This window comes from Bradyrhizobium sp., assembly GCF_049691595.1.
Classification (GTDB): Bacteria; Pseudomonadota; Alphaproteobacteria; order Rhizobiales; family Xanthobacteraceae; genus Bradyrhizobium.
Genome location: NZ_JBAVNZ010000600.1, coordinates 1 through 15169, shown reverse-complemented (window position 1 = coordinate 15169; position 15169 = coordinate 1). Strand labels below are relative to the sequence as shown.

Annotated in this window: 16 protein-coding genes and 1 tRNA gene; 8 read left to right on the top strand and 9 right to left on the bottom strand. The window is 63.8% G+C overall.

Features of this window, described 5'->3' with window-relative positions:
- The coding region (locus WCE35_RS24110) for a hypothetical protein (RefSeq protein ID WP_424595819.1) at positions 1-252 on the bottom strand (252 nt) is incomplete at its 3' end.
- Between the two features lie 303 nt (positions 253-555).
- Between WCE35_RS24110 and WCE35_RS24105 the strand changes: the two genes are divergently transcribed.
- The 3 genes from WCE35_RS24105 (at position 556) to WCE35_RS24095 (ending at position 3455) form a co-directional block, all read left to right on the top strand.
- Positions 556-1761 carry an ABC transporter substrate-binding protein gene (locus tag WCE35_RS24105; protein WP_424595818.1) on the top strand — a complete coding sequence of 402 codons (1206 nt, stop codon included), beginning with the start codon at positions 556-558 and terminating at the stop codon, positions 1759-1761.
- A gap of 132 nt (positions 1762-1893) precedes the next feature.
- Positions 1894-2688, top strand: coding sequence for an enoyl-CoA hydratase (locus tag WCE35_RS24100; RefSeq protein WP_424595817.1), 795 nt, complete (start codon positions 1894-1896; stop codon positions 2686-2688).
- Positions 2689-2690: 2 nt separating this feature from the next.
- A complete protein-coding gene (locus tag WCE35_RS24095; RefSeq protein WP_424595816.1) occupies positions 2691-3455 on the top strand; it encodes a hypothetical protein in 765 nt (254 codons plus the stop codon).
- Between the two features lie 197 nt (positions 3456-3652).
- Here WCE35_RS24095 and WCE35_RS24090 read toward each other — a convergent pair whose 3' ends face one another.
- The 3 genes from WCE35_RS24090 to WCE35_RS24080 are packed head-to-tail and all read right to left on the bottom strand — an operon-like array spanning position 3653 to position 6735.
- A complete protein-coding gene (locus WCE35_RS24090) occupies positions 3653-4453 on the bottom strand; it encodes an enoyl-CoA hydratase/isomerase family protein (RefSeq protein ID WP_424595815.1) in 801 nt (266 codons plus the stop codon).
- A 17-nt stretch (positions 4454-4470) separates the two neighbouring features.
- Positions 4471-5631, bottom strand: coding sequence for an acyl-CoA dehydrogenase family protein (locus WCE35_RS24085; RefSeq protein ID WP_424595814.1), 1161 nt, complete (start codon positions 5629-5631; stop codon positions 4471-4473).
- 39 nt (positions 5632-5670) lie between these two features.
- Entirely contained in the window at positions 5671-6735 is a 1065-nt protein-coding gene (locus WCE35_RS24080) for an acyl-CoA dehydrogenase family protein (protein ID WP_424595813.1), read from the bottom strand.
- A 290-nt stretch (positions 6736-7025) separates the two neighbouring features.
- On the opposite strand from WCE35_RS24080, the gene WCE35_RS24075 reads away from it, so the two are divergent.
- Positions 7026-7811 carry an SDR family NAD(P)-dependent oxidoreductase gene (locus tag WCE35_RS24075; RefSeq protein ID WP_424595812.1) on the top strand — a complete coding sequence of 262 codons (786 nt, stop codon included), beginning with the start codon at positions 7026-7028 and terminating at the stop codon, positions 7809-7811.
- 142 nt (positions 7812-7953) lie between these two features.
- On the opposite strand, the gene WCE35_RS24070 is transcribed toward WCE35_RS24075, so the two are convergent.
- Positions 7954-8229 carry a GlsB/YeaQ/YmgE family stress response membrane protein gene (locus WCE35_RS24070; protein ID WP_424595811.1) on the bottom strand — a complete coding sequence of 92 codons (276 nt, stop codon included), beginning with the start codon at positions 8227-8229 and terminating at the stop codon, positions 7954-7956.
- Positions 8230-8300: 71 nt separating this feature from the next.
- A complete protein-coding gene (locus WCE35_RS24065; protein ID WP_424595810.1) occupies positions 8301-8882 on the bottom strand; it encodes a YidB family protein in 582 nt (193 codons plus the stop codon).
- 516 nt (positions 8883-9398) lie between these two features.
- On the opposite strand from WCE35_RS24065, the gene WCE35_RS24060 reads away from it, so the two are divergent.
- Positions 9399-9818, top strand: coding sequence for a CAP domain-containing protein (locus WCE35_RS24060; RefSeq protein WP_424595809.1), 420 nt, complete (start codon positions 9399-9401; stop codon positions 9816-9818).
- Positions 9819-9867: 49 nt separating this feature from the next.
- Here the strand turns inward: WCE35_RS24060 and WCE35_RS24055 are convergent, their stop codons facing one another.
- Positions 9868-10422, bottom strand: a complete 555-nt coding sequence (locus tag WCE35_RS24055) for a hypothetical protein (RefSeq protein ID WP_424595808.1) — start codon at positions 10420-10422, stop codon at positions 9868-9870.
- A gap of 305 nt (positions 10423-10727) precedes the next feature.
- On the opposite strand from WCE35_RS24055, the gene WCE35_RS24050 reads away from it, so the two are divergent.
- Both WCE35_RS24050 and WCE35_RS24045 read left to right on the top strand, forming a co-directional pair.
- Positions 10728-10804: transfer RNA gene (locus WCE35_RS24050), tRNA-Arg, on the top strand.
- A 179-nt stretch (positions 10805-10983) separates the two neighbouring features.
- Positions 10984-11238 carry a BBE domain-containing protein gene (locus tag WCE35_RS24045; RefSeq protein ID WP_424595807.1) on the top strand — a complete coding sequence of 85 codons (255 nt, stop codon included), beginning with the start codon at positions 10984-10986 and terminating at the stop codon, positions 11236-11238.
- A gap of 16 nt (positions 11239-11254) precedes the next feature.
- On the opposite strand, the gene WCE35_RS24040 is transcribed toward WCE35_RS24045, so the two are convergent.
- Entirely contained in the window at positions 11255-13096 is a 1842-nt protein-coding gene (locus WCE35_RS24040) for a di-heme-cytochrome C peroxidase (RefSeq protein WP_424595806.1), read from the bottom strand.
- A 241-nt stretch (positions 13097-13337) separates the two neighbouring features.
- On the opposite strand from WCE35_RS24040, the gene WCE35_RS24035 reads away from it, so the two are divergent.
- The gene (locus WCE35_RS24035) at positions 13338-14021 is read left to right on the top strand and encodes an alpha/beta family hydrolase (RefSeq protein WP_424595805.1); all 684 of its coding nucleotides are present in this window, start codon (positions 13338-13340) and stop codon (positions 14019-14021) included.
- 13 nt (positions 14022-14034) lie between these two features.
- Here WCE35_RS24035 and WCE35_RS24030 read toward each other — a convergent pair whose 3' ends face one another.
- Entirely contained in the window at positions 14035-14817 is a 783-nt protein-coding gene (locus WCE35_RS24030) for an SDR family oxidoreductase (protein ID WP_424595804.1), read from the bottom strand.
- Between the last annotated feature and the right edge of the window lie 352 nt (positions 14818-15169).

Sequence of the window (15169 nt, the reverse complement as noted above, 5' to 3'; positions counted from 1 at the left end):
AAGCACGTCATCGATCAGGCGCAGGCCAACCGTGCCTATGACGTGTTGGAATCGAAATTCAGGCGAGACGCCGAGGGCAACATCCTGGGCTATGGTCTCAAAATCTTCCCTTAAAAGCGAAGGGCCCCGGTATTCACCGAGGCCCAGCGCCGATCGAGCATTCCCAATCCATTTGACGTTTAGATAGGGCATAAATCGCTTTTTGTCAATAATTCCCTGGAAGCTTGTGTCTCCAAGGGGGAGGCGCATCATCTAGGTAAGCCGACCGGCGAACTTTGTCCTCAATGGCATCGCCAGCCAGCAAGTCAGCGATGGGCAGTGGCCCGATGGAAAGGCCGGAGTTCACCAGGTTCCGGGAAAAGGACCTCTGGCGTGAGGCTCGCATAAGTTCGGGCGCGTGTCCTCGATCTTCCGCTTTGCGGAAAATGCACGCATTGAAAGCGACCGCACGATGATCGCATCCGGCTCCCGGCTTGCCGCTGTGCGTGCCATGCGGCATGATCGCGCCAGTGGAAAAAGCCGCGGGCCAAGCGGCACCTCGACAGGGAGGCCTTCATGAAACGGTTATTGACGGGCGTTGTCGCCGGCGTGCTGGCGGTGTCGGCCACCGCGGTGCTGGCGCAGGGCAAGCCGCCGCTGAAACTCGGCGGCATCCTCGACATGTCCGGGCTCTACGCCGACATCACCGGGCCGGGCAGCGAGATGGCCGCCAGGATGGCGGTCGAGGATTTCGGCGGCGAGGTGCTGGGCCGCAGAATCGAGATCGTCGCGGCCGACCATCTCAACAAGGCCGATCTCGCCGCCAACATCGCCCGCGACATGTTCGACAATCAGGGGGTCGAAATGCTGTTCGACGTGGCGGCTTCGGCAACGGCGCTGGCCGCGCTCGAGGTCTCGAAGGCGCGGGGCAAGATCAACATGTTCAACGGCCCGGGTTCGATCCGTCTCTCCAACGAAGCCTGCGGTCACTACACCGTGCACTACGTGTTCGACACCTTTGCGCAGGCCAACGTCACCGGTTTCGCGGCCGTCAAAGCCGGCCTCGGTAGCTGGTTCTTCCTGACCGCGGACTATGCGTTCGGCCAGGACCTGGAAAAGGATACCACCAACGTGGTGCTGAGGTCCGGCGGCAAGGTGCTGGGCAGCGTCCGCCATCCGCTCAACACCTCGGACTTCTCGTCCTATCTGTTGCAGGCGCAGAGCTCGAAGGCCAAGGTGATCGGGCTCGCCAACGCCGGCGGCGACACCATCAACGCGATCAAGCAGGCCGCCGAATTCGGATTGATGAAGGGCGGCCAGAAAGTGTCGCCGCTGCTGGCGTTCGTCACCGACATCGACAGCGTCGGCCTGGAAACCGCGCAGGGGCTATTGCTTTCCGAAGCGTTCTACTGGGACCTCAATGACGAGACCCGGGCCTTTTCCAAACGCTTCATGGAGCGCATCAAGCGGGTGCCATCGGCGGTGCAGGCCGGCACCTATTCGTCGGTCACCCATTATCTGAAAGCGGTGAAGGCCGCCGGCACCACCGACTCGGCCGCCGTCATCAAGATCATGAAGGAGACCCCGATCAACGACATGTTCGCCAAGAACGGCCGGATCCGCGAGGACGGCCGCATGGTGCACGATATGTACCTGTTCGAGGTCAAGAAGCCCCAGGAATCCAAAGCGCGTTGGGACGACTACAAGCTGCTCGCGACCATTCCCGGCAACGAAGCGTTCCAGTCGCTGGAACTGTCGCGCTGCCCGCTGGTGAAGAAGTGACGGAGTGACGAAGTCACGACGTCATTCCGGGGCGCGCCAAGCGCGAACCCGGAATCTCGAGATTCCGGGTCTGGTGCTGGCGCACCATCCCGGAATGACAAAATCGACCACCGACAACGAAAGCCACCGCACATGAACGAAAACGAAATGGTGCTGCAAAAACTCGATTCCGGATTGCTCACCATCACCATGAACCGCCCCGACCGGCGCAATGCGCTCAACCCCGAGATGACGCGCGGCCTGGTCGATGCGGCGCGGCGCGCGGCGGAGGATCACGAGGTCCGCGCCGTCCTGCTCAGGGGTGCCGGCGGCACCTTCTGCGTCGGCGGTGACGTCAAATCGATGGCCGAGGGGCGGGCGCCTCTCGCCTTCGAGGCCAAACTGGCCAATCTTCGCCGCGGCATGGAAGTCTCCCGCATTTTGCACCAGATGCCAAAGCCGGTGGTGGCGCAGCTCGATGGCGCCGCCGCCGGCGCCGGGCTTTCGATCGCGCTTGCCTGCGATCTGCGCGTCGCCAGCGCGTCCTGCAAGATCACGACCGCGTTCGCCAAGGTCGGCCTGTCCGGCGATTACGGCGGTACCTATTTCCTCACCCATCTGCTCGGCAGCGCCAGGGCGCGCGAGCTCTATCTGACCTCGCCGGTGCTGAGCGCGCAGGAGGCCTGCCATCTCGGCATGGTGACGAAGGTGGTGCCCGATGCCGAAGTGGAGGCATCCGCGCATGAACTGGCGATGTCGCTGGCACAGGGACCCTCGGTGACGCTCGGCTACATCAAGCGCAACATCAACAACGCCGAAACCCTATCGCTGGAAGCCTGTTTCGACGCCGAGGCGATCCATCACTCGCGCTCGGGCGACACCTTCGACCACAAGGAAGCCGCAAAAGCCTTTGTCGAAAAGCGCAAACCCGTTTTCGTGGGCCACTGACCATGGCCGGCTATGTGAGGCTGCGGCAAATCTGCCTGGTGGCGCCGCGGCTCGAGCCCGTGATTTCCGATATCGCCGATATCATGGGGCTCAGCGTATGCTACCGCGACGGCAACGTGGCAAAGTATGGCCTCGAGAACGCGCTACTGCCGGTCGACACCATCCTTCTGGAAGTGGTGGCGCCAACCCAGCCCAATACGGCGGCGGGGCGCTTTCTCGACAAGACCGGCGGCCGCGGCGGCTACATGGCGATCTTCTGCTGCGACGATCCCGATCAACGCGGCAAACATGCGAATGCGATCGGCGTGCGCACCGCCAATGTGATCACCCATGCGCCCTATCATGGCGTGCAACTGCATCCGCGCGACTGCCGCGCGGCGTTCATCGAATTCAATCACACCGACGGCAGCGACGATATTTTGGGACCCTATCCGCCGGCCGGACCGGATTGGCCGAAATCGATCCGCAAGGATGTGACGCAGGCCCTGCTGGGGGTCGAGATGCAAGGCCCCGATCCGGAAGGTCTGGCCGCGCATTGGGGCAAGATCATCGGCATTGCAGCGAGCAGGAATGCGAACGGCGAGGCCGAGCTGAAGCTGCCAAATTGCAGCTTTCGCTTCGTCAAGGGCGGAAGCGACCTGATGACCGGCCTGACATTCAAGGTCGCCGATATTGCGAAGGTGCGCGACGCTGCCAGGGCGAAGGGCCTCGCGGTGACCGGCGACGGATTCGATCTCTGCGGCGTGACGTTTCACCTCGCGGCATGAGCGTTACGCGGACGCGATCGTGGCTGCGCGTTGATAGTGGGAAAAAGCCAGTTGTCGTCCCGGCGAACGCCGGGACCCATAACCACCGATGCTCATTGTTAAAAGAGGCCGTCTCCCGTTGTGCCCTTTCCGCGGGCCGCGGCGTATGGGTCCCGGCGTTCGCCGGGACGACGTGCCGAAGTGTCAGCGCAAGAAATTCACCGCCCCCGGAAATTCGCGACGCGGCGCTCGGTGGTGGCCTTGACGCCTTCCTTGAAGTCTTCGGTGGCGCGCAGCTTGGTCTGCTCGACCAGCTCGTGATTGGTGGCGGCCAGCACCCGGTCGGCGAGACCGGCGCGCATGGTGGCGCGGGTCGAGATCAGGCCGAGCGGGGAACATTCGGCGATCTCTTGCGCAAGCTTCATGGCCTCGGCGCGCACCCGGTCCTGCGGCACGCAGACATTGGCGAGGCCCATGCGGGTGGCTTCCTCGCCGGTGACGCGGCGGCTGGTGTAGAAAATCAATTCCGCATTGTTCTTGCCGACCAGTTCGGGAAGCGTCGCCGTCAGGCCAAAGCCCGGATGGAAGCCGAGCTTGGTGAAATTCGCCGAGAAACGCGCCTCGGGGCAGGTGACGCGGAAATCGGCCGATACCGCGAGGCCCAGTCCGCCGCCGATGGCGGCGCCGTGGACGGCGGCCACGATCGGCTTCTTGTTGCGGAAGATGCGCACCGCCTGGACGTAGAGATGATTGATCGGCAGGTTGGAAGCGGGATCGGACCTGGCGCGCTCTTCCTGCTCCTGCCGCGACGGATCGTTGAAATTGGCGCCGGCGCAGAACGCCTTGCCTTGCGCGGCCAGCACGGAGCTGCGGATTTCGATATCGCGATCGAATTCCTCCAGCGCGTCCGCGATCTGGTTGATCAGGGAGACGTCGAAGAAATTCAGCGGGGGCTTTCGGATTTCGATCAGGCCGACGTGGCCGTGCTTCTCGACGCCGATGTCCGTATACTTGCTCATGAGGTCTCCTCGTTGAATTAGCGCAAGCCGAGCCCGCGGGCGATGATGCCGCGCAGCACCTCGGTGGTGCCGCCCTGGATCGTCAGTTTCGGCGCGGTCTTGATCGCGAACGACAGCTGGTTTTCCAGCGTCTCGCGGTTGGTTGCGTCCGCTTCGACGAAGGCGGCGAGATCGCGCACCCGGTGCGGCAATTGCTGCTCCCACACCGTGCCGATGTCCTTGACGATGGAAGCTTCCACCACCGGCTCCTTGCCGGCCTGCAGCATGCCCGCGACCGAGACCGACATCCGCCGCATGGTGTGAAGCTGGGCGACCAGGCGGCCGATGCCTTCGGCGCTGCGGGTATCCGGATTCTTTCCGACCGCGCGGACCAGTTCGGTCAGCACGTAATAGGTTTCCAGAAAGCGCTCCGGGCCACTTCGCTCATAGGCGAGCTCGCTTGTCGCCTGTTTCCAGGCGCCGTCGATTTCGCCGAGTACATGATCGTCCGGCACGAAGGCGTCGGTGAACACCACCTCGTTGAATTCGAACTGGCCGGTGATCTGGCCGATCGGGTTGACCTTGATGCCCGGCGTCTTCATGTCGACCAGGAACTGGGTCAGGCCGTGGCGGCGGTTCTCCTTGGTCGGCGGCGAGGTGCGGAAGATCGCGATCATGTAATCGGCGATATGCGCCGACGAAGTCCAGATCTTGGTGCCGTTGATCAGATAGCCGCCGTCAGTTTTGGTGGCGCGCGTCTTGGCGGCGAACAAATCGGAGCCGGAATTCGGCTCGCTCATGCCGATCGCAAAACAGACCTCGCCGCGGCAGATCCGCGGCAGGATGTCCATCTTGATATGCTCGGGGGCGTATTTCAGCAGCACCGGGCCGCTCTGCCGGTCGGCGACGAAAAAGCGCCTTGTCGGCGCATTGGCGACGCGCATTTCCTCGGTCACCACATAGCGCTCGAGGAAGGAGCGTTCATGGCCGCCATATTTCTTCGGCCAGGTCATCCCCAGCCAGCCGCGTTCGCCGACCCGGCGGGAAAATTCCGGCGCGTCGGTGTCTTCGCGGTTGGGCTGGTGCGGATCGAAGGTGCCGGCGGCGATTTCGTCGGCCAGGAAGGCGCGCACTTCCTTGCGCAAGCGTTCACATTCGGGCGGCAGGCGGATCGGATCGAAACGGAGGGCTGCGGTCATGGTTGGTCTCGACTTCTGTGCAGGCGATCTTTTTCGATGTCAGCGCGAAGCCACCAGCGGCCACAATTCATCGGCGCCCCGCGCAGCCACGAGCTTGCCGAGCTCGACCGCCCAGTAGCTCTCGGAGCCGAAATCGTCGCGCCACGAAAGCGCGCGCAGGGAATAGCGATGCAGGATGTGCTCGATGGTGAAGCCGATCGCGCCGTGCACCTGATGGGCGATGCCGCCGCCCTTTTCGGCCGCTTCCGAGCAGCGGATTTTTGCCGAGGCGGCTTCCAGGAACACTTCGTCATTGAACGACGTGCTGTTGGCGATGGCGTCCGCCGCCGAGGTCGCGGCCGCCAGCGCCGCCGCGGATTCGCCGGCAAGCCGCGCCAGATTGTGCTGCACCGCCTGGAATTTCGAGATCTTCTTCTCGAACGCGACGCGCTCATTGGAATAGCGCACGGAAATGTCCAGCATCGATTCCAGGGCGCCTGCGATCTGCAGGCTGCGCGCCACGCCGCCCATCAGCATCAGCGCGTTGTGGTCAAAACCATTCGGCGCCGGCCTGATCGTCACCGGATGAACCTTGTCCAGCGTCACGGTATCGCTGTTGTCGCCGCCGAGATTGAGCCCGGCCTCGATCCGGCACGCCGTGGCGTCGACGAGCGCGATCGCGAGGCCGCCATTGCCGCTGGCCACAACCGCGATATGTCGGGCGGCCTTGGCAAACGGCACGCCGCGGGCGCGGCCCGACAGGCTGCCGTCGGCATTGAGCGCGATGCGGTCTTTCGGGCTCGCGGGCGCCACCGTCATCTCGCCGTCGGGCGAGGCGATTTTGGCCTGCGCCAGCAGCCAGCCGGCGAGCATGGTCTCCGTGAGCGGCACGGCGACGGCAAACCGTCCGGCCGCGCTCAACACGGAAAAACCTTCGGCAAGGCTCGCACCCGAGCCGCCGCAATCCTCCGGCACCCATGCCAGCGGCAGGCCGGCCGCGGTCAGCGCCTGCCAGAGCGGCGCCTTCCAGGCGCCTTTCTTGTCGCGATTGACGGTTTGGGCGTCGGCGAGATCGGCGAAGATTTTCTCCGCGGTCCCGGCAACAATGTTCTCACTCTCCGCCACGACGTTCCCCGATATTGAATTGGCGCAAGGTCAAGCCGGGCCGATCCGTCCCGACCTCGCGCGGCCTTTTCTTGCGCTCTATGATGAGCAAAAGCCAGCGCCGTGACAAGCGCTGTCCGCAGGGCAGCGTCCCGGTTCTGACATTCGCATCCTGCGACGGCGGCATGACGCCTTAGCTTGCGAAGAATAAATTCCGCGCGACGGGGTTTGGCGGATTTGCAGCGACTTCGCCGCGCGATATGGTAGATCGCAGCAAACGGGACGGCTCAAAACAACAAGAGGAAACGCGGATGTCGAAGGATGGTTTGTGCGCGATCGTCACGGGGTCTGCCTCCGGCCTGGGCGCCGCCACCGCGGCGATTATGGCCAAGGGCGGCGGGGCGCGCATCGTCGTCAATTATTCCAGCAGCCGGAAGGAGGCCGAACAAACCGCCGACCTCTGCCGGACCGCGGGGGCCGAAATCGTCGTGGTGCAGGGCGACGTGTCGCGCGATGAGGATTGCAGGAAGATCGCCGCGGCCGCCGCGCCTTTCGGACATCTCGACGCGCTGATCAACAATGCCGGCACCACCAAGCATGTGCCGCATGACAATCTCGATGGCCTTTCGGCGGAAGATTTTCAGCGCATCTATGCCGTGAATACGATCGGGCCGTACCAGATGATCCGCGCGGCGCGATCCCAGCTCGAGGTCGGTGCCAGGGCGTCGGGCCGGCCATCGGCGGTGGTCAATATATCCTCGGTCGCCGGCATCTCTGGCGGTGGCTCATCGGTCGCCTATGCGGCGAGCAAGGGCGCGCTCAACACCATGACGCTGTCGCTGGGACGGGCGCTGGCGCCGCTGATCCGCGTCAACACGGTTTGTCCCGGCTATATCGATACGCCCTGGTTCACCAAGGGCCGCGGCGAGGCCGCCGCCAGGCAGGTGCGCGATTCCGTGGTGGCGAAGGTGCCGCTCAAGGTCGCCTCGTCAGCGGAGGATATCGCGCAGCTCGTCTGTTTCCTGGCGACGCCGGGCTCCAGCAACATGACCGGCGAAATCGTGCGGATGGATGCGGGCATGCATCTGATTTTGTGAGACTTGGGGCCGTCATTGCGAGGCGCGACTCGTCCGCCGTAGCTCAACGAGCGAAGGCGGAAGCGACGAAGCAATCCATACTTCTGTTGCCGCTCTATGGATTGCGTCGCTTCGCTCGCAATGACGGGGTTGGCTTACGCCGTCACCTGTTCATATCGGGGATCACCCCGCGCGCCACCAGCCGATGCCAGATGAACAGCACCACCAGCGCGCCGATGGTCGCGGTGATGAAGCCCGCGCCCTGGTCGGGACCGTAATGGCCGATGGTCTGGCCGATCAAGGTCGCCAGAAACGCGCCGGCGATGCCGAGCACCGTGGTGAGGATGAATCCGCTCGGATTGTTAGGGCCCGGCGAAAGCAATCGCGCAATAATGCCGGCGACAAAGCCGACGATGATGACCCAGAGAATGCCGCTCATGGCTGCCGTTCCTTTGCTGATGCTTCAACGGTGATGCCGCGCGACGCACCCGCGCCGCGGGCGGCGCCCGGTCAAATCCGGCCTGACAATTCGGTTTCGTTCGGCAGCCGTCCGTCCGGCGTCAGGTGATTGATCACGTCGGGCAGATACTGGCTGAGGCCATTCAACAGTTCATCGCGCGACAGGCCGCTTTGCGCGGACAGCGCGTTGATCTGATCGGCGCCCAGCGCGTTGGCAAGGTCGCCCGGCGAGATCGGTTTGTTGGGACCGTTGCTGACCCAGGAATTCGCGGTGTCGCCGTGACCCTTCTGCTGGAACTGGTTCAGCAGGTCGCCAAGTCCGCCGCTGATCACGCTGCCGGCCGCGCCGCCCGCGAGCAGCCCGCCCAATCCGCCTTTCAGCACATCGCTGAGGCCGCCGCCGGCCGATCCGCCGGGCAGGCTCGCGGTGACATTGCCGGGCGAGGGGGCAGGCATCGGCCTCGGCGCGGTGCCGGGCTGGCTGCCGCCAAAATGCTTGACCGCCTTCCAGGCCAGCAGCGCCAGGATCGCCATGGTGATCGGTGACATTCCGCCGCTGCCGGATGGCGCGCTCGGCGTGCTCGGGCCACGCGGGCCCTGCTGCATGCCGTTGAGTACGTCGAGTAAACCCATTGTCGTCTCCTGCCGCATGTCGGCCCCGCCGGCAAAACATAACGGTGGCCCATGACGGTTACAAGGCACGGCCGCGATAGCCCTTGCCTGCGCGATAGGCACCACGCGGCCGTTCTGCCAAGCGAACCTGAGCCCATCAAAAGAGAACCGCCGCAAGGGCTCCCCGGCGCTGACGCCGGATCAGATCCGGCCGTGATCGGTGGTTGCCTTGAAATGGCGACGATCAAGTGCCACTTTGTTTGCCAGGAAACACAGTGGCGGGGATCACATGAAACCAACCAGCGTGGCGCTCATGGCCGTTGCGGGCCTCGGCCTGTGGCTATCGTCCGTGGCCGCTCATGCCGCGCCGCCAACGGTTGTCCCTTCGCCCGGCTACGATGCGCGCCTGCAGGAGCAGAGGGCGGCGTCGGCGGCCAAAGTCTATCAGCCAGTCCCATCGGTCCCGCCGGTTTGGCGCCGCCACGGCAAGCGGACCCACAAGCACTGATCTGGTCCATGCCGTTTCGATTCACGTCGATGCCGTTTCTCCTTGCGCTCTGCCTCGCGCTCGGCTTCGCCGCCACGGCCAGCGCCGCGGATTATGCCGGCGCGATCAGCGCCTATCGCCAGGCGCACCGTCTTTCCGCCGTGAAGCTCGACGGCAAGCTCAACGCGGTCGCGCTCAAACAGGCGCAGGCCATGGCCGCAACCGGCGCGGTCAGTCACAGCGCGGCCGGAAGCTTTTCATCCCGCGTCGCGCCCTTGCGCAAATCGCGCGCCGCGGAAAACATCGGCGCAGGGTTCCTGACATTTTCCGAAATGCTCAAGCAGTGGCAGGATTCCGCCGGCCACCGCGCCAACCTGCTGATGCCGGGCGCGCGCCGGCTCGGCGTCGCATCGGTGGACAATCCGAAATCGCCCTATCGGAAATTCTGGGCGATGGTGATCACGGATTGACGCGGACCGGTTGGCCGGGAATGACGCCGGTTGGACCGGCGTCGCGCCCTCAGCTCCGCTTGGCCTTGTTGGGCGATGGCGCGCCAAACAGCCTTTTCAGGTCGTTGAGCCCGTCCGAAAGTCGCGGCCAGTTGCAGGAGAACGAGCCCTTCACGCAGTTCGCCCTTGCCCGCGGCGGTCGGATGTCGCCCATTGCGGCCTGCGACCTCACGGGAGCCGCGACCGGCACCGGGGTCTTTTCGGTCCCGGTCCGCCACGACACCGGCTGCAATTCCTGCTGCTGCTGTTGCTTGGCCGTCAACGCGGCGGCGATGCTGTCGCGGCGCTGCTTTTCGAGATAGGCGGTATATTGCTGGTCGATCTTCTTCTGCTCTTCCGGCGTCGGGTTTGGACCGGCAAGATCGAAGGTCCGATCCTGCATAAAATCGTAATAAGTGTAGCCGCCGCCCGGCTTGCGCCTTCCTGCGAATTTCGCGTTGCACTCGGCAAGTGCCGAGGTTTTCTCTTCCTTGGTCGCCGCCTTCTCGGCCGCGTCGGCGCATTCCTCGAAATCGGCGGGCGCGCCGCGCCACCATTGCGCGTGCGCGCGCGTCGGTGCCAGCATGACGAGCGCTGCGGCGACTGCAATGGCGGATGCACGTGATGCGATCACAGATGAATTTTCCCGGGGCGAATCTTGAAGACACGATTTCAGCGGAGTTTCGCCCTTTTGTGGCGGCTTGTCAGCCAACCCTATTTTTTTCAGTGCCGGTTGCGAGCCTATCCGATTGGTGTGACGGATGGAACACCGCGGCGCGTTGTTGGAATTGCTGGGGAAATTCGTGGGAGACGACGCACCTTCCAGAGGCTGGCGGTCAGGCGCCCGCTCTGATATGGGATGCGACGCCCGCGTCTGCCCGCGGGGCTCGCGGTCCCGTAGCTCAGCCGGATAGAGCGACGGTTTCCTAAACCGTAGGTCGGAAGTTCGAGTCTTCCCGGGATCGCCATCGCTTTCCTTGCCCAGCGCCATATCTGCCACCATTTTCTCCGATCCCCGCAAGCGCGTCGCGCCTTCGATGCACCGGAAAATGATCGTGCAATCACTAGCGTTAAGTTAGTTCAAAAACAACTTTAAATAAAGACCAAAATTTGTGCCTGCCGCGTTCGTGTCCGGGGTTCGAACCATTTGCGAGGCTGGCACATCATCCATCCCGACCATGCGCCGATCGTCGATCCGGCGGTCGCGCGGGTCTATGCCGCGATGCGGCCGCGCACGCCCGGCGCATCCTATGTGAACTATTGCGATCTCGACCTGCCCGATTTTGCCCGCGCCTATTGGGGCGACAATCTCGGCCGCCTGGTCGCGGTGAAGCAGCAATATGATCCTGACAATCTGTTTCACCACGCCCGGAGCGTGCCGGTCAGCCTGCCGGTCGCCTGAGGCCCGCGGTCCGAATTCAGAGCGTCTTGATGAACTCGATCAAAGCGCGCCGGTCGCCCTCCGACAGCGCCGGTCCGATCACGCCCTCGCGTTTGGCGTTGCTGAATTCGTGCCCCCTGTTGGAGTTGCCGCGCAGTGAGGTGTCGAACAGAAAGCCGTTGGCGATCCTTTCTTCCGAGCGATAACCGAGCTTTTCGGGATCGTATTCGCGGTTGCCGAGATAGAATGTCGACGGCCGCTCCTCGATCGGAGACAGCAGCGCGTAAATATTCGGAACCGAGCCGTTATGCAGATAGGGCGGCGTCGCCCAGACGCCATTGAGCGGACGCACCTTGTACTTGCGCGGCGCGTCGATCTCGTTCGGGCGATACCCGTTCATGCGCTGCCTGTCTTCGCCGGATATTTTTTTCTGCTCGTACCATGAATTGACGACCTTCTCGACCACATCGCGCAGCGCAAATCCGAACCGGTTGTCCTTCAGTCCGAGATCGGCCGGAAGCGCGACAATCCGGCTCGCCATGTCGTCAGCCTGGGCGGAATCGGTGCCGACGTGCCCGATCGGGATGCGCTCGACGTCGAGCAGCGGCTGGCCCGCGTCGTTCACCGTCCACCATTTCCGGTTCCTGAAGAACTCGTCCCTGTCTTCGGGCGGCAGAGCCTTGCTTTCCACCGCCGGCAAGTGACATTCCCGGCAATGGCTCTTGTAGAGCGCGGCGCCCGCCTTCGCCAATTCCCAGTTGATTGGAGGCAGGATTTCCCCTGGCCATTTCGGCGACGTCAGGCCGGAAAATTCCTTGAGCGGCGGATCGCCGGCGATCATTTTCTCCATCTCGTAAAGCGTGTCGATCCGCGCGCTCGACTTGAAGAATCCCCTCGCCGGTTCGGTCAAATTGAGTTCGGACGACACGCCGAGCGATTCGCCGGCATTGCGTATCATGGGCTGCGCGATCGAGCCGTTATATTGCACCCAGGTGAACCAGGGCGCGTTCCATATCCTGGGAAAATGCACCGGCGCCGAATGGGCGGCGTAGTTGCTCGGATTCTTCAGGTCGATCGAAAATACCTGGTTGCCGATCCGGTTCAGCGCGTCGAGCCGGCCGTAACCTTCCACGATGCTGGCGGAAGCCACGCCGTCTTCGAGCGCTTTGATCGCCTTGTATTGGTTCAGCACCTGGTCGAGTTGCACTCTCAGCATGACGCGGTCTTCGGCGGTCGAGCCCGCGCCCAGCACGGCATCGGCAAACCGGGCGAAGCGGCCCGGCCAGTATCGCGTCAGCAGCAGCGACAGGCCGAGGCCTTTTTTTAGTTCATAGAGGTTGGTCAGCGCCGATCCGCCGTCGATGACGACAGCCGTGTTCCTGTAGGTCAACCGGCCGGTGTGGCAGGCGGCACAGGTCAAGCCGATCGCGGTCATGTCCGCCTTGGTGCGCGGGTTCCGCCAGGGCGCGCCGGTCTCGTCCAATATCGCGCCGCCTCGCGCGAAACCGATCGGGAGCGGCGGCGGCTTGCCTGGCGCCAGGGGCACGACGGTATCTGCAATGAAGCCGTAACGATCCAGATAGGCGGTCTCGTGAAAGGGCGCGGCGGCGGTGAACAACAGCCAGGGAACAGTCGGCTGCTCCAGCGCCATGAACCATTCGAACGGGATGCCGAACGTCCGGGTGCCCTGATCGGCGTGATAGAACCAGCTAAGCCTGTCCTTGGCTACATTCTGGTTGAGCCAGATGGTTTTCGCCGGCGGCTGATATTCCACGATCCTGACATGGATATCGTTCCAGACCTTCTTGATGTCGTCCTTGAGATAAGTGGCAACCGTGACAGCCAACAAGCCGAAAAAAATTGTCGTCTTGCGACGCATGGCCCCGCCCCCTCATCCGTTTTGCGCGTGCAATATTCGCGCGCGGTCAAAAAATCGCCAACAGCCGTTCATCTCTCGCGTGCATCGAGTATCAGACTATCCGACAGCCGTGCATCATACGTCCATAGACTGAATTCCCGCAATGTGAGCTATTTCACCGACGCGGAACAGCCAAACGTTTCGAATTGAGCTGAAGGTTGCCGTGGAGCGAGGGTTGTGCCGTGAACACCGGTAACATCGGATGAAGGCCGTCAACGCGCGGCCGCTCGCGATCGAGATCGAGGGTACCGCCGCGGTCTCCGCGCTGCTGCTTCGGCCGCCGCAGGCGCGCGCGTGCTATGTCCTGGCGCATGGGGCCGGCGCCGGCATGACGCATCCGTCGATGGACGCGATTGCAGCCGGCCTTGGCGAACGCGGCATCGCGACATTGCGCTATCAGTTTCCCTATATGGAGAAGGGCAGCAAACGGCCCGATGCGCCCGATGTCGCCCATCAGGCGGTGCGGGCTGCGGTCGCGGAAGCCGCACGAAGCTGCGCCGGCTTGCCGTTGATCGCGGGCGGCAAATCGTTCGGCGGACGCATGACGTCGCAGGCGCAGGCGAAGGCGCCGCTGGCCGGCGTGCAGGGACTGGCGTTGCTGGGTTTTCCCCTGCATCCGGCCGGCAAGCCGTCCAGCGATCGGGCGAGGCACCTGTCCGAGGTCCGGATCCCGCTGTTGTTCCTGCAGGGGACGCGCGATGCGCTCGCGCAACTGACGCTTCTCGAACCCGTCGTCAAGAACCTCGGATCCCTGGCGACGCTGCATCTCGTCAAGGACGCCGATCATTCCTTCCACGTGCCGGTGCGCTCGGGCCGCGACGACCGCGAGGTGATGATGGAGATTTTGGACGCGTTCGCGGCGTGGGTCGCCGCGCTCAACCGCTGAGCTCTGCCGGGTTTCAGCCGGCATGCTGCGCGCCATGGATCTTGTCGCGCAGCCGCCGCATCCCGGAAAGCCAGCGCTCACGGCTGGAGGCTTTCCGCTGCATGTATTCGTGCACCTGCGGGTGAGACAGAATCAGAAAGCGCTCTTCCTCCATCGCCTCGATCACCATGCGGGCCACTTCGGAAGGCTGCAGCACGCCGTCGAGGCGCGCGGCACTCGGGCCCGGCGTCGTCATGCCGGTCTGCACCGATTGCGGACACAGCACGGAGACGCGGATGCCGCGGTCGCCATATTGAATGGCGAGATGTTCGGCGAGCGCTATCGCCGCGTTCTTGGTCACGCCATAGGGCATGGAGTTCAGAGACGCCAGCAAGCCGGCCGCGGAGGCGGTGTTCAACAAATAGCCCGAGCCGCGCGCGAGCATGTCCGGCACCAGCACGCGCGCGGCGAACACATGGCTCATGACATGGACGCGCCAGCTCACATCCCAGTCGGCGTCGCTGGCGGTTTCCTGCCCTTTGCGCGACAGGCCGGCATTGGAAAAATACACGTCGATCGGTCCGTATTTGGCTTCGGCCGCCGATATCAGCGCCTTGATGTCTTCTTCCCGTCCGACATCGGCGGTCACCGCGAGGCCGTCGATGTCGCCAGCGACTTTGGCGAGCCGCTCGCGCGAGCTCTTGAGGTCGGCAAGAACCACGCCGCGGGCGCCGGCCCCGGCAAAGGCCCGCGCGGTCGCCTCGCCAATGCCGCTCGCCGCTCCCGTGACCACACATACCCTGTCCTTGACGTGCATGATTCAAATTCCATTTTTGCTGACAAATGCCGATCGAATGAGGCTTGTGTCTTTCGTCGCGCGGGCTGTCGCCGCGCGGCCGCCACAACGGAACCATGCAGCGGCCACAAGGGAACCATATTGTCGGGCTTGCGTTGTTCGAACAAGCTGCAAGTTCGCAACGCACCGGTGCCAGTGCCATGTCGACGCTCAATATCAGGATAGCCGTTCTTGTTCTCGCGACCTTGCTGCCGGCCGCCGAACATGCCGCGGCAAGAGGCGGCGGTGGCCACGGCGGTCATGGAGGTGGCGCGCATTTCGGTGGCGGTGGCGGTGGCGGTGGCGGTGGCCGTGGGGGTGGGCATTTTGGCGG